The 17,760-nt window shown below is 64.0% G+C and carries 21 protein-coding genes; 11 read left to right on the plus strand and 10 right to left on the minus strand.

The window, feature by feature from the left end; all coding sequences use genetic code 11:
• Positions 1-306 precede the first annotated feature (306 nt).
• From cueR to ACNQQL_RS26905, 3 genes are all read left to right on the plus strand, one after another.
• Positions 307-711 (plus strand): Cu(I)-responsive transcriptional regulator, encoded by a 405-nt coding sequence (gene cueR / locus ACNQQL_RS26895; protein ID WP_347066933.1) that lies wholly within the window; start codon positions 307-309, stop codon positions 709-711.
• Positions 712-927: 216 nt separating this feature from the next.
• Complete coding sequence (locus ACNQQL_RS26900; protein WP_072445473.1) at positions 928-1,074, plus strand: DUF3563 family protein; 147 nt, start codon at positions 928-930, stop codon at positions 1,072-1,074.
• Positions 1,075-1,188: 114 nt separating this feature from the next.
• Entirely contained in the window at positions 1,189-1,557 is a 369-nt protein-coding gene (locus tag ACNQQL_RS26905) for a hypothetical protein (RefSeq protein ID WP_072445470.1), read from the plus strand.
• 15 nt (positions 1,558-1,572) lie between these two features.
• Here ACNQQL_RS26905 and ACNQQL_RS26910 read toward each other — a convergent pair whose 3' ends face one another.
• Together ACNQQL_RS26910 and ACNQQL_RS26915 are read right to left on the minus strand one after the other, a co-directional pair.
• A complete protein-coding gene (locus ACNQQL_RS26910) occupies positions 1,573-2,418 on the minus strand; it encodes a 23S rRNA (adenine(2030)-N(6))-methyltransferase RlmJ (RefSeq protein ID WP_347066936.1) in 846 nt (281 codons plus the stop codon).
• 111 nt (positions 2,419-2,529) lie between these two features.
• Complete coding sequence (locus ACNQQL_RS26915) at positions 2,530-3,501, minus strand: aldo/keto reductase (RefSeq protein ID WP_347066938.1); 972 nt, start codon at positions 3,499-3,501, stop codon at positions 2,530-2,532.
• A 163-nt stretch (positions 3,502-3,664) separates the two neighbouring features.
• Between ACNQQL_RS26915 and ACNQQL_RS26920 the strand changes: the two genes are divergently transcribed.
• A complete protein-coding gene (locus ACNQQL_RS26920) occupies positions 3,665-4,453 on the plus strand; it encodes a 3-hydroxybutyrate dehydrogenase (protein WP_347066940.1) in 789 nt (262 codons plus the stop codon).
• Positions 4,454-4,588: 135 nt separating this feature from the next.
• On the opposite strand, the gene ACNQQL_RS26925 is transcribed toward ACNQQL_RS26920, so the two are convergent.
• A complete protein-coding gene (locus ACNQQL_RS26925; RefSeq protein ID WP_347066942.1) occupies positions 4,589-5,788 on the minus strand; it encodes an amino acid aminotransferase in 1,200 nt (399 codons plus the stop codon).
• A 251-nt stretch (positions 5,789-6,039) separates the two neighbouring features.
• Between ACNQQL_RS26925 and uvrB the strand changes: the two genes are divergently transcribed.
• The 5 genes from uvrB to ACNQQL_RS26950 all read left to right on the plus strand — a co-directional run bounded on the left by uvrB (position 6,040) and on the right by ACNQQL_RS26950 (position 11,592).
• Positions 6,040-8,130, plus strand: coding sequence for an excinuclease ABC subunit UvrB (uvrB, locus tag ACNQQL_RS26930; protein ID WP_347066944.1), 2,091 nt, complete (start codon positions 6,040-6,042; stop codon positions 8,128-8,130).
• Positions 8,131-8,357: 227 nt separating this feature from the next.
• Positions 8,358-8,909 carry an iron transporter gene (locus ACNQQL_RS26935; protein WP_347066946.1) on the plus strand — a complete coding sequence of 184 codons (552 nt, stop codon included), beginning with the start codon at positions 8,358-8,360 and terminating at the stop codon, positions 8,907-8,909.
• 55 nt (positions 8,910-8,964) lie between these two features.
• The gene (locus tag ACNQQL_RS26940) at positions 8,965-9,297 is read left to right on the plus strand and encodes a cupredoxin domain-containing protein (RefSeq protein WP_072445375.1); all 333 of its coding nucleotides are present in this window, start codon (positions 8,965-8,967) and stop codon (positions 9,295-9,297) included.
• Between the two features lie 58 nt (positions 9,298-9,355).
• Positions 9,356-10,198 carry an FTR1 family iron permease gene (locus tag ACNQQL_RS26945; RefSeq protein WP_072445374.1) on the plus strand — a complete coding sequence of 281 codons (843 nt, stop codon included), beginning with the start codon at positions 9,356-9,358 and terminating at the stop codon, positions 10,196-10,198.
• A complete protein-coding gene (locus tag ACNQQL_RS26950; RefSeq protein WP_347066948.1) occupies positions 10,195-11,592 on the plus strand; it encodes a 4Fe-4S binding protein in 1,398 nt (465 codons plus the stop codon). The genes ACNQQL_RS26945 and ACNQQL_RS26950 overlap by 4 nt, the downstream gene beginning before the upstream one ends.
• A 313-nt stretch (positions 11,593-11,905) precedes the next feature.
• Here ACNQQL_RS26950 and hemP read toward each other — a convergent pair whose 3' ends face one another.
• The 3 genes from hemP to ACNQQL_RS26965 form a co-directional block, all read right to left on the minus strand.
• Entirely contained in the window at positions 11,906-12,151 is a 246-nt protein-coding gene (gene hemP, locus ACNQQL_RS26955) for a hemin uptake protein HemP (RefSeq protein WP_072445372.1), read from the minus strand.
• Between the two features lie 137 nt (positions 12,152-12,288).
• Positions 12,289-12,771: an SRPBCC family protein gene (locus tag ACNQQL_RS26960; protein WP_034183488.1), complete on the minus strand. Its 483-nt coding sequence runs from the start codon at positions 12,769-12,771 to the stop codon at positions 12,289-12,291.
• A 100-nt stretch (positions 12,772-12,871) separates the two neighbouring features.
• Positions 12,872-13,744, minus strand: a complete 873-nt coding sequence (locus tag ACNQQL_RS26965; protein WP_347066950.1) for a pirin family protein — start codon at positions 13,742-13,744, stop codon at positions 12,872-12,874.
• 122 nt (positions 13,745-13,866) lie between these two features.
• Here ACNQQL_RS26965 and ACNQQL_RS26970 point away from each other — a divergent pair, with 122 nt between their 5' ends.
• Both ACNQQL_RS26970 and ACNQQL_RS26975 read left to right on the plus strand, forming a co-directional pair.
• Positions 13,867-14,841, plus strand: a complete 975-nt coding sequence (locus tag ACNQQL_RS26970) for a LysR substrate-binding domain-containing protein (RefSeq protein ID WP_072445370.1) — start codon at positions 13,867-13,869, stop codon at positions 14,839-14,841.
• 105 nt (positions 14,842-14,946) lie between these two features.
• Positions 14,947-15,207: a hypothetical protein gene (locus ACNQQL_RS26975; RefSeq protein ID WP_347066952.1), complete on the plus strand. Its 261-nt coding sequence runs from the start codon at positions 14,947-14,949 to the stop codon at positions 15,205-15,207.
• A 23-nt stretch (positions 15,208-15,230) separates the two neighbouring features.
• On the opposite strand, the gene ACNQQL_RS26980 is transcribed toward ACNQQL_RS26975, so the two are convergent.
• The 4 genes from ACNQQL_RS26980 to ACNQQL_RS26995 form a co-directional block, all read right to left on the minus strand.
• Positions 15,231-15,659, minus strand: a complete 429-nt coding sequence (locus ACNQQL_RS26980; RefSeq protein ID WP_006478310.1) for an ExbD/TolR family protein — start codon at positions 15,657-15,659, stop codon at positions 15,231-15,233.
• Positions 15,660-15,672: 13 nt separating this feature from the next.
• Positions 15,673-16,404: a MotA/TolQ/ExbB proton channel family protein gene (locus ACNQQL_RS26985; protein WP_131945917.1), complete on the minus strand. Its 732-nt coding sequence runs from the start codon at positions 16,402-16,404 to the stop codon at positions 15,673-15,675.
• A gap of 35 nt (positions 16,405-16,439) precedes the next feature.
• A complete protein-coding gene (locus ACNQQL_RS26990) occupies positions 16,440-17,174 on the minus strand; it encodes a TonB family protein (protein WP_347066954.1) in 735 nt (244 codons plus the stop codon).
• A 218-nt stretch (positions 17,175-17,392) separates the two neighbouring features.
• On the minus strand, positions 17,393-17,629 hold the full coding sequence (locus tag ACNQQL_RS26995; RefSeq protein ID WP_034183493.1) for a (2Fe-2S)-binding protein: 237 nt from the start codon (positions 17,627-17,629) through the stop codon (positions 17,393-17,395).
• Positions 17,630-17,760 lie beyond the last annotated feature (131 nt).

The raw sequence follows: 17,760 nt of genomic DNA on the forward strand, positions 1-17,760 counted from the left end.
TACGCCGATGATAGTGCGGATTCCCGTGTGAAAGTAGGTAATCGTCAGGCTCCCTTAGCCAGAAACCCCCGCCCCACAAGGCGGGGGTTTTTGCATTTCAGCGACGGAAATGTGGGGCGCGCCGGGCAAGAGGTAGCGTGCTCCATCATCGCATCCTGTCGGCATCCGCCGGAGATCAGCCGTCTTCCATCTACCTGCGCCCACCGCGGAACGAACCCGCGTGATTTGGTACGATCGAAATGTCGTCGGCGATTGCATACGTCGACGTTCACGTTCGAAACCGGGGCTTGATGGAGAGGGCGGGGAATGAATATCGGTGACGCGTCGCGCGCATCCGGAGTCAGCGCAAAAATGATCCGGTACTACGAGCAGGTCGGCCTTCTTGCGCCGAGCAAGCGTACCGACGCTGGCTACCGAATCTACGGCGCGGACGAAATCCACGTCCTGCGCTTCATCCGTCAGGCGCGACGGCTTGGTTTTCTCGTCGAGGACATCCGCAAGCTGCTGATGCTCTGGCAAGACCGCTCCCGCGCCAGCGCCGAGGTGAAGTCGATCGCCCTCGAGCACGTGGCCGAACTCGACAGGCGCATCGCGGAGCTGAGCGACATGCGCGATACGCTGGCCGACCTGGCCGCGCACTGCCATGGTGACGGACGGCCCGAATGCCCGATTTTGGCGCGCCTGGCCGATCTCGTCAGCGAACCAGATTAGTGCGTGCGCTCAGGGCCCGAAATAGGCGCCCGGCTCAACCTCTATAAAAATCAATGAGTTAGCTTTGGTGAGCGCGCGCCCATTCCAAACTGGAATGGTTTCCATGCAAGTATTTCACTGGCATCTTGGTGCGGCGTCGCTATAATTCGGGAATACCCTATACGGGAAATCCCTGAATTTCGATTCGCCAGGGGTCCCCCTTCCTTGGAGAACATCATGATCGCCTACATCGTCGAAAAGCTGAGCAACTGGTTCGAATCCGCAGAACGTGAGCGCCGTGAGGCTTACCTCGCCACGTCGTCGGACATCGTCCAGCTCGAGCACCGCATCCGCTCGCTCGAAACCAATGGCTACTCGCTGTAATCCGAGTCACCGCCAGGTGCCGTACGGCACCGACCGATAAGCAGGCCCCGTGTTGACGGGGCTTTGTTTTTTTGTGCGCCGGATCTGGCGAAATCGACGATGCAGCGCTATGGTATGGACCTGCTTTTCACCGTGAAGGACACGATCATGCGTTTGCGTCTCGATGTGCGTCGCAGTGCCCGCGCGCGTCTCGTGCTGGGCGCGGCCATGCTTGTCCATGGCTTCGCGGCCGGTGCCGCGACTTCGTCCAAACCGCTGATTCTCGATACGCAGCGCGGTATCCAGGACGGCAAGGGCGGGCTGGTGCTGCAGACAGCGCCGTTGTCTTCCGAGCCGATCGTCGAGCCGGCGGGCATGCGGGCTCCGGCCGGGCAAGTGCCGAACACGTCGGTGCCGCTGTTCGTCGCACCCTATATCAATGTGCCAGGCTGGGGTGTACCGCCGGCCAACCAACCGAGACTCGCACCGAGGCCGCAGCCGTAACGGCCGGTCGCCCGGTCAGTTTCCGCGGTGCTCGATCTGACAACGGGCGCCGCCATCCTGTCCCAGCACCTCGACCAGATAGGGCAGTGCCTCGTTCATGCTTTGCGCAAGCGTATACGGCGGATTCAGGATGAACATCCCGCTGCCGTAGAGGCCTAGTCCATCGGCAGGCGGATTCGATACCGTCAGCGTCAGATGCAGCCAGTTGTTCGGTTGCAGGCGCTTCAACTGCTCGGGAAAGCGCTGCGATTCCGTCCGCATGACCTGCGGATACCAGATCGCGTAGCAGCCCGTCGCGAAACGCTTCAGGCATTCCGTCACGCAGCTTACCGTGCGCGCGTAATCCTTCTTGTCCTCGTAGGACGGATCGATCAGCACGAGTGCGCGTCGCGGCGGCGGCGGCAGCAGCGCCTTGATGCCTTCGAAGCCGTCGCCGGCGAAGATCATCGCGCGTCGCCCGGCGTCGCGGAAGTTGTGGCGCAGCACGTCGATTTCCGTCGTGTGCATTTCAAACAGGCGCATCCGGTCCTGTTCGCGCATCGATCGCCATGCGATATACGGGGAACCAGGGTAGAAGCGCAGTTCGCCGTCGTCGTTCAGTGCGCGTACTTCGTCCACATAATCGCCCAGCGCTTCCGGCAGGTTCTTGTCGTTCCACAGCCTGCCGATGCCGGTGTCGAATTCCGCCGTCTTTGCCGCGTAGCCGTCGCGCAGCGAGTACACGCCGGCACCGGCATGCGTGTCGATGTACCAGTACGACTTGTCTTTCTTGTTCAGGTAGCGCAGCAGTTGGACGACGACGGCGTGCTTGAGCACGTCCGCGTGATTGCCTGCGTGAAAACCGTGACGATAACTGAGCATGGCGGGCTGCCTGAAACAGAAGGTGAATCGATGAAAGCGGTCGATCGGGCGCGGCTGTCAGGCCGGGCGCCGATGCGGCCGCGTATTGTACGCGAGTGGCGGTGAGTCGCCTTACTCGTATGCGTTGCCGACCACCTCCTCGATGCGTTGCTTCACATCCGGCGTCAACTTCGCGGCGACGTCGAGCGCGCGCATGTTCTCGCCGATCTGCTCGATTCGCGATGCGCCGGTGATCACCGAGCTCACGCGCGGATTCGCGAGCACCCACGCGATCGCGAGCTGGCCCGTGCTGCAGCCGAGGTCGACCGCGATCCCGCCGAGCCGTTCGACGATGTCGTTGCTGGCCTGATCGGTCAGGCGGTCGCGCATCCAGTCGTAACCCTGCAGTTGTGCGCGGCTGCCCGGCGGCACGCCGTTGCGATATTTGCCGGTGAGCAGACCCGATGCCAGCGGGCTCCAGGTCGTGAGGCCGAGGCCGTAGTCGTCGTAGAGTCGCGCATATTCCCGTTCGACCCGCGTGCGGTGGAACAGGTTGTACTGGGGTTGCTCGACGACCGGCTTGTGCAGGTGATGCCGTTCGGCGATCTCGCACGCGGCGCGGATCTCGTCGGCGCTCCATTCCGACGTGCCCCAGTACAACGCCTTGCCGCGCACGATCATGTCGCTCATCGCCCAGACGGTTTCCTCGATCGGTGTGTTCGGATCGGGCCGATGGCAATAGACGAGGTCGACATAATCGAGCTGCAGCCGGCGCAGCGAGCCGTCGATCGCGTTCAGCAGATATTTCCGGTTCAGCGTGTGATACTGGTTCGGTGCTTCCGCGAGCCCCCAGAAGAACTTCGTGGACACGAGATAGCTGATGCGTGGCCAGTCGAGCGATTTGAGCGCGTGGCCCATGATTTCCTCGGATTTGCCGCCGGCGTAAACCTCGGCGTTGTCGAAGAAATTGACACCCGCGTCGCGTGCCGCGGCGAGGCATTCCCGCGCGACCCGCTGGTCGACCTGGTTGCCGTACGTGACCCAAGAGCCGAGCGAGAGCGCGCTGATCTGCAGGCCGGAACGGCCTAGCCGTCGATAGTGCATGCGAACCTCCTGCGTGACAGAACCGACCTTAAGCTTAGACGTTTTGCGCGCGAACGGCGGGGCTGATCGTGCACAATGACGGCTGGCCCGCCGGTACGTCGCGCGATGAAAGCGGATGCGGCCGGCGCGTGTTTTATCGATCCGATAACGGGAGGAGACGGACATGGCAGCAGATCTGAATGGCAAGACCGCAGTCGTCACGGGCGCCGCGAGCGGCATCGGCAAGGAAATTGCGCTGGAACTCGCGAAAGCGGGCGCGGCTGTCGCGATCGCCGACCTGAACCAGGACGGCGCCAATGCGGTCGCCGACGAGATCGTCAAGGCAGGCGGCAAGGCGATCGGCGTTGCAATGGACGTGACGAACGAGGAAGCCGTGAACAGCGGCATCGACAAGGTCGCCGAAACGTTCGGCTCGGTCGACATCCTCGTGTCGAACGCGGGCATCCAGATCGTCAACCCGATCGAGAACTACGCGTTCTCCGACTGGAAGAAGATGCAGGCGATCCACGTCGACGGCGCATTCCTGACGACGAAGGCCGCGCTCAAGCACATGTACAAGGACGATCGCGGTGGCGTCGTGATCTACATGGGTTCGGTGCACTCGCACGAAGCGTCGCCGCTGAAGTCGGCATACGTGACGGCCAAGCACGGCCTGCTCGGCCTCGCACGCGTGCTCGCGAAGGAAGGCGCGAAGCACAACGTGCGCTCGCACGTCGTGTGCCCGGGCTTCGTGCGCACGCCGCTGGTCGACAAGCAGATTCCGGAGCAGGCGAAGGAGCTCGGGATCAGCGAAGAGGAAGTGGTGAAGAAGGTGATGCTCGGCAACACGGTCGACGGCGTGTTCACGACGGTGCAGGACGTCGCGCAGACGGTGCTGTTCCTGTCGGCGTTCCCGAGCGCTGCGTTGACGGGCCAGTCGTTCGTCGTCAGTCACGGCTGGTTCATGCAGTAACGCGCAGTAACGCGGGCGCGAGCGGCGTAGCCGCCCGCTGCGTCGAACGGTAAAAAAACGCGCTCCGGGGAGCGCGTTTTTCATTTCGGCGGGGCAGGGCGGGGCCGGCGACGGCTGCCGCCTGCCGGTGCCGAGTTACTTCAGCACGGCTGCGATTGCATTGGCAACCGTGTCGAGGTTGCGCGTATTCAGCGCTGCGACGCAGATCCGGCCCGTGCCGACCGCATAGATGCCGAACTCGTCGCGCAGGCGATCGACTTGCGCCGAGGTCAGGCCCGAATACGAGAACATCCCGCGCTGCGCGTTGATGAAGCTGAAGTCGCGATCGACGCCGCTCGCCTTCAGGCGCTCGACGAGGCCGTTGCGCATCGCGCGGATGCGATCGCGCATTTCACCGAGCTCCTGCACCCACGAAGCGTGCAGTTCCGGCGATGCGAGCACCGCGGCGACGACCGCACCGCCATGGGTCGGCGGGTTCGAGTAGTTCGTGCGGATCACGCGCTTCAGTTGCGACAGCACGCGCGTGGCTTCTTCCTTGCTCGACGTGATGATCGACAGCGCGCCGACGCGCTCGCCGTACAGCGAGAACGATTTCGAGAACGACGACGACACGAACGCGTTCAGGTCGGCCGCAGCAAACAGGCGCACGGCGGCCGCATCGGCCTCGATGTTCTCGCCGAAGCCCTGGTACGCCATGTCGAGGAACGGCACGAGGTTGCGCGCCTTCACGACGTCGACGATCTGTTGCCATTGCGCTTCGGTCAGGTCCACGCCGGTCGGGTTGTGGCAGCACGCGTGCAGCACGACGACCGTGCCTGCCGCATAGCCGTTCAGCGCCGACAGCATGCCTTCGAAGTTCACGCCGTTGGTGGCGGCGTCGTAATACGGGTACGCGACGACTTCGAAGCCGGCCGCTTCGAACAGCGCGCGGTGGTTTTCCCAGCTCGGATCGCTGATTGCGACTTTCACGTTCGGGTTCACGGTGCGCAGGAAATCGGCGCCGATCTTCAGTGCGCCCGTGCCGCCCAGTGCCTGGGCCGTGACCACGCGGCCCGCTGCGAGCAGCGGCGAATCGTTGCCGAGCAGCAGCTTCTGCACGGCCGCATCGTAGGCGGCGATCCCGTCGATCGGCAGGTAGCCGCGCGGCAGGCCGGCCTCGACACGCACCTTCTCTGCTTCGCGAACCGCGCGCAGCAGCGGAATCTTGCCTTCTTCGTTCGTATACACGCCGACGCCGAGGTTGACCTTGGTCGGACGCGCATCGGCGTTGAAGGCTTCGTTCAGGCCCAGGATCGGGTCGCGGGGAGCAAGCTGGACAGCGGAGAAGAGCGACATGATGATTCGGCAGTAGTGAAAAGAGGGTCAGGCTTTCAGCCGGCGGGGCGGGCGCAGCGAACCGCGCGCCAACGGGCGCGACGCCGGAAAGCGCAGCAGCCTGCCATTGTAGCGAATTCGCGCTGGCGGGGGCGCGCGATTCGGCGGCGAACCGCGATTTCGGGCGGCCGTCGCGCGTCAGGAGCCGACAGCAGTTCGCGCGGCCGCGAAGCGCTAGAATGCTTTCTTTGCCCTCGCTCCGGCCGCATTCCATGTCCGAACATCATGCCGAAGTCGGCGACGCGCTCGACGAATCCAAATTCGTCACCTTCGAAGGGTCGCCGTTCCAGCTGTATCAACCGTATCCGCCCGCAGGCGACCAGCCGACCGCGATCGACACGCTCGTCGAAGGCATCGGCGACGGCCTTGCCTTCCAGACGCTGCTCGGCGTGACGGGGTCGGGCAAGACCTTCACGATGGCGAACACGATCGCGCGGCTCGGCCGCCCGGCGATCGTGTTCGCGCCGAACAAGACACTCGCGGCCCAGCTCTATGCCGAGTTCCGCGAGTTCTTCCCGCGCAACGCGGTCGAGTACTTCGTCTCGTACTACGACTACTATCAGCCTGAGGCCTACGTGCCGCAGCGCGACCTGTTCATCGAGAAGGATTCGTCGATCAACGAGCACATCGAGCAGATGCGGCTGTCGGCGACGAAGAGCCTGATGGAGCGCCGCGACGTGGTGATCGTCGCGACGGTGTCGGCGATCTACGGTATCGGCAACCCGTCCGAATATCACCAGATGATCCTGACGCTGCGCACCGGCGACAAGCTCGGCCAGCGCGACGTGATCGCGCGGCTGATCGCGATGCAATACACGCGCAACGAGCAGGATTTCCAGCGTGGCACGTTCCGCGTGCGCGGCGACACGATCGACATCTTCCCGGCCGAACATGCGGAAATGGCCGTGCGCGTCGAGCTGTTCGACGACGAGGTCGAGACGCTGCATCTGTTCGACCCGCTGACCGGGCGCGTGCGGCAGAAGATTTCGCGCTTCACTGTGTATCCGTCGTCGCACTACGTGACGCCGCGCGATACCGTGATGCGCGCGGTCGAGACGATCAAGGACGAATTGCGCGAACGCCTCGAATTCTTCCACCGCGACGGCAAGCTCGTCGAGGCGCAGCGCCTCGAGCAGCGCACGCGCTTCGATCTCGAGATGCTGCAGGAGCTCGGCTTCTGCAAGGGTATCGAGAACTACTCGCGGCATTTCTCGGGCGCGGCGCCCGGCGAGCCGCCGCCGACGCTCGTCGACTACCTGCCGCCCGATGCGCTGATGCTGCTCGACGAATCGCACGTGCTGATCGGCCAGTTGAACGGCATGTACAACGGCGACCGCGCGCGCAAGGAAAACCTCGTCAATTACGGGTTTCGCCTGCCGTCGGCACTCGACAACCGGCCGCTCAAGTTCCCCGAGTTCGAACGCAAGATGCGTCAGGTCGTGTTCGTGTCGGCCACGCCGGCCGACTACGAGAAGCGCGTGACGGGGCAGGTTGCGGAACAGGTCGTACGGCCGACGGGGCTCGTCGATCCGGAAATCGAAGTGCGGCCGGCGAGCTCGCAGGTCGACGACGTGCTGACCGAGATCAACGCGCGCGTGAAGGCCGGCGAGCGCGTGCTGATCACCGTGCTGACGAAGCGCATGGCCGAACAGCTCACCGAATTTCTGGCCGACCATGGTGTCAAGGTGCGCTACCTGCACAGCGACATCGACACGGTCGAGCGTGTCGAGATCATCCGCGACCTGCGGCTCGGCACGTTCGACGTGCTGGTCGGGATCAACCTGTTGCGCGAGGGTCTGGACATTCCCGAAGTGTCGCTCGTCGCGATCCTCGATGCGGACAAGGAGGGCTTCCTGCGCGCCGAGCGCTCGCTGATCCAGACGATCGGCCGCGCCGCGCGGAACGTGAACGGCAAGGCGATTCTCTATGCCGACACGATGACCGAGTCGATGAAGCGCGCGATCGGCGAAACCGAGCGCCGCCGCGCGAAGCAGATCGCGCACAACGAGAAAATGGGCATCACGCCGCGCGGCGTCGTGAAGCGCATCAAGGACATCATCGACGGCGTCTACAACGCGGACGAGGCGCGCGCGGAGCTGAAGGAAGCGCAGCAGCGCGCGAAATTCGAGGACATGTCGGAAAAGCAGCTCGCGAAGGAAATCAAGCGTCTCGAGAAGCAGATGGCCGACTACGCGAAGAACCTCGAATTCGAGAAGGCCGCCGCGACGCGCGACCAGCTTGCGCTGCTGCGCGAGCGCGTGTTCGGCGCAAACGTCGGCGACCACATCAGCGGCGGCCGGTAAATCTTTCCAAACGTCACCAAAACCTGTCAGTAACCGGTCTGTAAGCCTTGTCGAATCAGGGGTTTACGCGGTATCCGGTTTGTTCCGAAACAGGTTCGGTGCTAAACTCCACAATTATTGAGAATTGTTCGCATTAACGTTCTTCATTGCGTTAGTGTTTTCAGCGAGCCGCCCCGGCGGCGGCCCGCATGTCGTCAAGATAGTCAGACAAATAACAAGGAGTGTCCATGTTGGGTTCTTCGTTCATCCGCACGACGGTTGCGGTAGCAGCGGCGCTTGCCGCGATGTCGGCCTCGGCTGCCGAATATCCGATCGGCAAGCAGCAGATCCAGGGCGGCATGGAAATCGGCGCGGTGTACCTGCAGCCGATCACGATGGATCCGGAAGGGATGATGCGCAAGGCGTCGGATTCCGACATCCACCTCGAGGCCGACATCCATGCGGTCAAGAACAACCCGACGGGTTTCGCCGAAGGCGACTGGATGCCGTATCTGCAGGTCACGTACAAGCTGACGAAGCAGGGCGACACGAAGTGGAAGTCTGAAGGCGACCTGATGGGCATGGTCGCGAGCGACGGTCCGCACTATGGCGACAACGTGAAGCTGAACGGCCCGGGCAAGTACCACCTGACGATGGTCGTCAAGCCGCCGATGCAGTCGGGCCACATGGCGTTCGGCCGTCACGTCGACAAGGAAACGGGCGTGGGCGCATGGTTCAAGCCCATTACGCTCGAGTACGACTTCCCGTTCGCCGGTATCGGCAAGAAGGGCGGTTACTGATCGGCGGCATCACGAACGGCGCGCTTCGGCGCGCCGTCGGCGTAGAGAACCCAGAATGAAAATTCCCCAGAAAATCATCGCCGCAGCGGCTGCGTTGTGGCTTGCCGGCGCAGCGCACGCTGCCGATCTGCCGACGTTCAAGCTCGAGATGGCGGACGGCAAGCTGAATCCTGCCCGCATCGAAGTGCCGGCCGGCCAGCGTTTCAAGATCGAGATCAAGAACACCGGCAAGGGCGCGGCCGAATTCGAGAGCGTGCAACTGCGCAAGGAGAAGGTGCTCGCGCCGGGCGCCGATTCGTTCGTGGTCGTCGCTCCGCTGTCGCCGGGCGAATACAAGTTTTTCGACGATTTCCACCAGCAGGCACAGGGCGTGATCGTCGCGAAGTAACGCGTTTTATCTGCGCGCGGGCATAGCAGTCCGTTGCTCCGCGCGTCAGGAGGTATCGATGGGTCAGATCTTGTTCATCGTCTGGCGGGAGAGCGTCGAAGCGCTGCTCGTCGTCGGCATTCTCTATGCATGGCTGAAAAACGGCGACGACGACGCGCGCCGCGGCCTGCCTTTTCTCTGGGCCGGCGTCGGTGTCGGCTTGCTGATGGCGGTCGGCCTTGGTGCCGCGCTGGTCGGTTTCACCGAAGTGCTGTCCGGCGACGCGCAGGACTACTTCCAGACTGCGATGGTGCTTATCGCATGCGTGCTGATCGTGCAGATGGTGCTGTGGATGCGCCGACACGGCCGCACGCTGAAGCGCGACATGGAGCAATCGCTGCAGCAGAGCACGCGCGATTCGAACTGGTGGGGCGTCGCCGTGCTGGTCGCGCTCGCGATCGCACGCGAAGGCAGCGAGACGGTGATCTTCCTGTACGGTCTCGGGTTCGGCCAGTCGGGCCACGTCGACGGCAACCAGATGCTCGCGGTGCTGATCGGCCTCGGCCTCGCGTTCTTCACGTTCTATTTGCTGCAGCTCGGCGGCAAATACTTCTCGTGGCGGCATTTCTTCCGCGTCACCGAAGTGATGCTGCTGTTCCTTGGCGCGGGCCTGTTCCAGACCGGCGTCGACAAGCTGATCGACAAGGAAATCCTGCCGCTCGGCATCTCGCAGGTGTGGGACACGTCCGCGATCCTCGATGATTCGGGCACGTTCGGCTCGCTCGTCGCGACGCTGACCGGCTATCGCGCGCACCCGGCACTGACCAACCTGGTCGCCTATGCGGTGTACTGGGCGGTTGTCTGGCTGCTGATGAAGCGCGCGAGCCGTCGTCCGGCCGTTGCAGCGGGCCGCACGGCATGAGCGTTGTCGCCGCAGCCAAGCCGGGCTGGCTCGCGCAGGCCGGCCAGTGGATGCAGCGCCACGGTGCGCTGATCCGCTGCATCCAGTGGGGCGTCGTCGCCGTCTACGCGTTCCTGATCATCGTGCCGGCGGTGTTGCCGCTGCCGGACGATTCAGCACATCTATGGAACAACCTCACGCTGATCGCGCAATTCGCGTTCTGGGGCATCTGGTGGCCGTTCGTGCTGCTGTCGATGGTGATGCTCGGCCGCGTCTGGTGCGGCGTGCTGTGCCCGGAAGGCGCCCTCACCGAATACGCGAGCAAGTTCGGTCGCGGCGGCCCGATTCCGCGCTGGATACGGTGGGGCGGCTGGCCGTTCGTCGCGTTCGGGATCACGACGATCTACGGGCAGATGGTGAGCGTGTACCAGTACCCGCTCGCGGTGTTGTTCGTGCTCGGCGGCTCGACCGTCGGCGCGATCGTGATCGGTGTGCTGTACGGCCGCGAGAAGCGCGTGTGGTGCAAGTACCTGTGTCCGGTCAACGGCGTATTCGGGCTGCTCGCGCGGCTCGCGCCGATGCGCTACAAGGTCGACGAGGATGCGTGGCGCCGTTCGTACAAGAACGGCGAGCATGGCCATCGCGTGATTCCGATCAACTGCGCGCCGCTCGTGCCGTTGCGCAGCATGAAGGGCGCCGCGGCGTGCCATATGTGCGGCCGCTGCAGCGGGCACCGCGATGCGATCTCGCTGTCGTCGCGCTCGCCGTCCGACGAGGTCGTGAACCTTGGCGCGCAGCAGGCGAACCCGTGGGATACCGTGCTGATCCTGTACGGCCTGCTCGGCGTCGCGATCGGCGCGTTCCACTGGACCGTCAGTCCGTGGTTCGTGCAGATCAAGCAATGGCTCGCGGGCTGGCTGATCGACCGTGACATCACCTGGCCGCTCGAAACCAATGCGCCCTGGTTCCTGCTCACGCATTATCCGGATCGCAACGACGTGTTCTCCTGGCTCGACGGCGGGCTGATCGTCAGCTATATCGTCGGCACGGGGCTCGTGTACGGCACGGCGCTGCTGGTGCTGTTGGCCGGCGCCACGCTGATGCTCGGCCGCTTCGATCGCGTGCGGCTGCATCATCTCGCGCAGGCGCTGATCCCGATCGCGGGCGCGGGCGTGTTCCTTGGGTTGTCGGCAACGACGTTGTCGTTGCTGCGCGCCGAACACGTGCCGCTCGGCTGGGCGACCGACGTGCGCATCGCGATCCTGGTTGGCGCCAACGCATGGAGTGCGTGGCTCGCGTGGAAAGTGACCGGGCGTTATGCGGCCTGGCCGCGCCGGCTCGCGGCATTCGCGTGGTTCGCCGTCGGGCTTGCGGTCGTCGACAGCGCATGGTGGTTGATGTTCTGGGGTTTCTGAAGCGGCTTGTGTGCGGCTTCGGCTGCGGTGCGAAGCCGCGAGGAAACAAGCGCGGTTCAGCTTTCAGCATGCATTGAGCGACAACGAACGCGGGCGGCTTGCTTCACGCATTGGCTGCTCAAACAAAAAAGCGACACGTCCTTCGACGTGTCGCTTTTTTTCTTCCTTGTGCGAGAACCAAAAAAGTGGCTTGGCTTGCTGCAACGGCTGCTTGAGTGTGTTTGCACGAAGGGGTCTAGATCTCGCGTGCAAGCCGTTACGCTGGCTAATGCCCAACACCTCTCAGGGAGGTGGTCCCCACAATACTCGGTCGTTACTTCGTCAGGATCAGTTTGCCGAGCCGTGTGGCACGCAACTGATAGGTCTCTCCGTTATGCGCGATGCTGATGTGGCTGTGGCCTTGCAGCAGCGCATCGCTGCTGACGACCCGCGTGCCTGCATCGCGGTTGCCGGCGGGTTTCGCCGGCGTCGTGACCGCTGCCGTCTTTTGACGGCTGCTGCCTGTGGTGCCGGTCGTGCGGCGCAAGGTCAGCGTGGTCGGGCGCATGGTGTCGGTCATTCGGTTGATCGGTGACTGTCGATACGATGGAATGAATTCTAAATGATAACTATTCCCATTTACAAAAACTCTTTATCGATCGGGACGGTGAACTTGATAGCTTGAGTCAAAGGGCGGCCGGCAGGCCGCCACCGGGTTCAATGCAGTGGATCGGGGTCCTTGCGGCCCTGTGCGTATTCACGGATCAGGCGGACCGTGTCGATATCCGACGTGCGGTACGCTTCCTTGACGATTCCGTGCGTCTGCCGAGCTTCTTCGCTGTCGTCCGAGACGGTCAGCGTCGTGCGGTATTCGAAACGCAGGAACAGCTCGTGGTCTTCGCGCTCCTCGATCGTCATCGTCAGCGAGCCGCCGATCTCGCCATCGGCCGCGCGGATGTCGTAGCGGACCTGCTGGTTCGGCGTGAACGTGACGTGGTCGCGAACGGTCGCGTGGCCGTAGTGCAGTTCACGTTCGAGCGTCGTTTCCGTCCGTTCGTGGACGACGCAGCTATCGAGGCCGAGCACGAACAGCTGCGGCTGTTCGGCGCGCAGCACGAGGCCTTCCCAGAGCTGGTCGCGGGTGAGGGTCGGCACGGCCGGATCGTCGGAGTTGATCTGGATCAGGTGTTCGAAGTTCAAGGGTACGGATTCCTTCTGGTGGTGGGCGGCCACATGGTTCAAGAAGTTATTGTGACGCAAAACCATCCGTTTCGCGGCACCTGCCGCCCCCGATCGGGCGTCAGGCTTCGATGCGACCCATGCGGCCGGTCTGGTAGTCGACGACGGCCTGCCGGATCTCTTCCTCGGTATTCATCACGAACGGGCCGTAGCGGACGATCGGCTCGTTGAGCGGCACGCCGCCGATCAGCAGCAGGTCGAGCGGCGTACCGCCGGCGGCGAACGTGACCGTGTCGCCGTCGTCGCCGTACACGATCATGTGCCGTGCATCGACAGCTTGCCTGTCGGGCCCGTAGAGGCCCGTTCCGTCGATTGGATAGGCAAACACGCGATAGCCGGCCGGCACGGGCTGCGTGACCGTCGCACCCGGTTCCAGCGTGAAATGCTGGTAGAGGATCGGCGTGCGCGTCTCGATCGCGGCCCGGACGCCGAACGCTTCGCCGGCGATGACGCGCACGCGCGCGCGGCCGTCCGGCGACGTCGCGCTCGGAATGCGGTCGGCCGGGATCTCCTGATAGCGCGGTGCGATCATCTTGTCGCGGCGCGGCAGGTTGACCCATAGCTGGAAGCCGTGGGAGCGGCCGCCCGCCTGCGCGAACGCCGGATCGGGCATCTCGCTGTGCACGACGCCTGAGCCGGCCGTCATCCACTGCACGTCGCCGGGGCCGAGCGTGCCGGCATGGCCGGACGAGTCGCGATGGCGGAAACGCCCGTCGAGTGCGTAGGTCACGGTTTCGAAGCCGCGATGCGGATGGTCGGGCGCGCCCACGGCTTCGCCGGGGGCGTAATCGACGGGCCCCATTTCGTCGAGCAGCAGGAACGGATCGAAATCCATCAGCAGCCGGGTCGGGAACGGGCGGTGAACCACGAAGCCGCCGCCTTCGGTCGTGCGAAGCGCGGGGTATGTGCGGTCAAGCGAGCGAGCGGTCGTCATACGGGAGCCCTCGAAATCATCGGAATAGCGTTATTTTTGAAACATAGCGCTATTATATTGGGCGTTTAACCGTTCGATTTGCGGCGGTTCGCAATGGATTGTTCTGAAATTGGAACGATGACATGAATATCGATGCGCATAACCTGAACGACCTGATGTACTTTTCGCAGGTCGTCGAACATGGCGGTTTCTCGGCTGCGGAGCGCGTGCTGGGCATCTCGAAATCGCGCCTGTCGCGGCGCCTGACCGAGCTCGAGGCGGCGCTCGGCGTGCGCCTGCTGCAGCGCTCGACGCGCAAGCTCGCGCTGACCGAGGCGGGAGAGCTGTTCTACCAGCATTGCCAGGCGATGCTCGCCGAAGCGCGGGCCGCGATGAACGCGGTGCAGCAGTTGCGCGCGTCGCCGCGCGGCTCGGTGCGTGTCAGCGTGCCCGTCACGCTGTCGCAGACGATGTTGTCGCGCATCCTGCCCGAATTCCTGCGCCGCTATCCCGAGGTGAAGGTGCACGTCCGAGTGACGAACCGCGTGATCGACCTGTTCGAGGATTCGGTCGACGTCGCGCTGCGAGTTCGCTCGGAGCCGCCGCAGAACGCCAACATCGTCGTGCGGCCGCTGTGGCGCACCGAGCAGATGCTGGTCGGCGCGCCGAGCCTGCTGAGCCAGAATGCGCCGCCGCTGGTGCCGGACGACCTGACTTACTTCGAGACGCTCGATACGCCGAGCGTCGACGGGCGGCATGTGTTCAACCTGATCGCGCCGGACGGTACGCGTCATGTGCACGAGCACGACCCGCGGCTCGTGACGGCCGACCTGATGACGATCCGCGAGGCCGTGCTCGACGGCCTCGGCATCGCGGCGCTGCCGGAGATGATGTACGGCAACGCGCTGCGCGCGGGCCAACTGTCGCCCGTGATGCCGGGCTGGACGCTGCCGGTGCCGCAACTGTATGCGGTGTTCGTGTCGCGGCAGGGGATGCCGCCCGCAGTGCGTGCGTTTGTCGACTACCTGGTCGAGAAGCTCGATCACGGCGCCTACAAGGAGCCGGGTTGTCCCGAGCGCGCAAAGAAGGAAGCGGCGGCCGATGCTTCGGCGACCTGAACACGACGCGTACGACGAGGCAAATTTGTTTTGTCATTGAAGCGTCGCCGGCAATCGCAAGTTTCAATCGCCGGAACCTTGAATGCGCGGGCGGGCGAGCCTATATTGAAATCCCATTTCGTGAAGGAAGTTTCTGAGCGAAATCAGGTGGCCGCATATATTGTGAGCCAGATAGGGCAGAACGCGCAGTCCGTGCAGACCACGGTAGCCGCATTTGCGTTGCTCGAGGCGCAACCGATACCGCCGAAGAGCCCGCCGCCCGAAGGCGCCCGCGTGCGCATGAAAAAAGGCCTTCATCTGGCGATGAAGGCCTTTTACTTTTGGGGGCGGCAGGCTAGGGACGCCAGGTTGGGGACGGCCGGCTAGCTAGGTGCGCCCCGCGAGGTGCGTTACTTCGCTTTCGCGCCCGGCTCCGTTACGAAGCCGAGCTTCGTCAGGCCGCCGGCCTGCGCATCCGACATCACTTCGGCCACATGCTCGTATGCAACCTTGCGGTCCGCACGCAGATGCAACTCCGGCTGCGGCGTGCGTTTCGCCGCTTCCGCGATGCGCGCTTGCAACTGTTCGCGCGTGACCGTGTGGTCGTCCCACAGGATCGTGCCGTCGCCCTGGATCGCGACGTCGACCGTCTGCGGTTTTTCGTCGACGGGCTGGCTGCTGGCATGCGGCAGGTCGATCTTCACCGCATGCTGCATCGCCGGGATCGTCACGAGGAAAATGATAAGGAGTACGAGCATGACATCGACGAGCGGCGTCATGTTGATCTCGCTCATCACGGCATCGTCGTCATCGTCGCTGAAACCGGTGTTCATTGCCATGGTTCACCTCGCCTCAGCTGGCGCGCGTCGCGAGACGCAGGCCGTCGCGCGTCGACGACGATGCGAGGCTCGCGCCCGTCACGAAGTACGCGTGCAGGCCGTGCGCGAAGCGGCGCAGCTTGCTGACGACACCCTTGTTCGCGCGGGTCAGTGCGTTGTAGCCGAGCACGGCCGGGATCGCGACGAACAGGCCGAAGGCCGTCATGATCAGCGATTCGCCGACCGGGCCCGCGACCTGGTCGATCGACGTCTGGCCGGTTGCGCCGATCGCGAGCAGTGCGTGGTAGATCCCCCAGACCGTGCCGAACAGGCCGACGAACGGCGCCGTGCTGCCGATCGATGCGAGGATCGCGAGACCGCTCTGCATGCGCGAGATGCCTTCGTCCATCGTGTCCTTCAGGCAGCGCGTGACCCAGTCCGACACGTCCATGCGGTCGTGCAGGTGCGGTTGCGTCTGGTGGTGGTGATCGGCGGCTTCCTTGCCCGACAGCGCGAGTGCGAGGAACGGGTTGTCGTTCGGCGTCGATGCGGCGAGGCCGAGCTTCTTGACGCCGTCGTCGAAATTGTCCGAATGCCAGAACGCCTGTTCGGCGTTCTTCGTGAGGCGGTTCAGGCGAATCACGTTCCAGCCCTTGATGACGATCACGATCCACGACAGGACCGACATCACGAGCAGCGTGATCGCGATGGCGCGCGTGACGAAATCACCTTGCGCCCAGACGTGCGCGATACCGTAGCTTTGCATTTTTTGTTTCCTTTGAATCTTCCGGATGAGGCAGGTTAGTCGGTGAGCCCGAAGCTGTAGGGCTGTGTGCGGGCGGCGCGGATCGCCTGGCCGTTCTCGATGTACGGACGGCAGGTGGTCGAACGCATCGCGTCGAGTGCGGCATCGTCGAGGCGCGGGTAGCCGCTGCTCTTCTGCAGATCGATGCTTTCGATCTTGCCGGTCACGCCGACGACGAAGTGAACGTAGGCCGTACCCGACTCGCCGCGGCGGCGCGACATCGACGGGTAGTCAGGCTTCACGAAGTTGCATTGGAGCGTCGGCACGTTCTTCGGCGCGCTGACTTGCATCGTCTCGCGAGCCGGGCCAGGCGCGGCGGCCGGTGCTGCGGGAGCGGGCGCGGCCGGAGCGGGCGTCGGATCGGTGGCTGCCGGCGCAGGTGTCGGCGACGGGGCCGGCGATTGCGTAACCGGCTGAAGCGTCGGCTTTGCCGCTTTCGGCACCGGCTTCGGCTCGACCTTCGGCTTGACGCGCGGCACCGGCTTCGGCGGCGCGGGCTGCGGGATCGATTCGGCCGCGACCTGCTGGGCGATCGGTGCGGGCGTGATGAGTTGCGCGGTGATCGTCTGGACCTCGACCGATTTCGGCGGCGGCGCGTTGCGATGGAGCCAGGCGGCCGTCAGCATGACCGCGTGTGCGGCAAGCACACCGACCGCGACGACGATCACTCGGGGATTCATACGTGGTGCAGCCGGCAAGACGCCGGCAGGAGCGGAATGCGAAGCCTGCATGTTAGCTTGAAAGAACGATGTCGCACCCGGGGCGCGGCGGGTGAATCGGCATCACTTGCGGAAGATCAGCAGCGAGATGCAAACGGTGGTCACGAATCCGATCAGCAATTCCATCACAGGCTCCTTGGCAGGTAAGCCGCTGGCTCGCGCAGACGGTGGCTTGCTGACGGTCAAAACAAAAAATGCGGCCGGGGCCGCATGCGCACACTCGGCGCCGGTCAGGCGGCCTTGCGTTCGTAGAACGTGACCGGGATCGGGTGAGCGTGATGCTCGACACCGCACCGGCTCGCGCAGACGCCTTGCTCGGCCATGAGGTCGCGTACGGACTCCTCGCACTTGCCGCAGCACGTGGCCACGCCGAGCTCGAACTGGAGTTCGTCGAAAGAGTTCGCGCCCTCAGCGAGGGACGCGCGAATCTTGCGATCGGAAACAGACTTGCACACGCAGACGATCATGATGAGTTGCGATAGCTAACGGTAATGCGAATTATTATCATTAATTTTGCTGACGTTGACAAGTCTGGGTCGGGCTTTTTTTAACGTCATCGGACCCTTGAAACGGCGAGGGCGGCGCAGCCGTGTCGGGA

Source organism: Burkholderia sp. LFS061 (assembly GCF_047978125.1).
In the GTDB taxonomy this organism is placed as follows: Bacteria; Pseudomonadota; Gammaproteobacteria; order Burkholderiales; family Burkholderiaceae; genus Burkholderia; species Burkholderia pyrrocinia_C.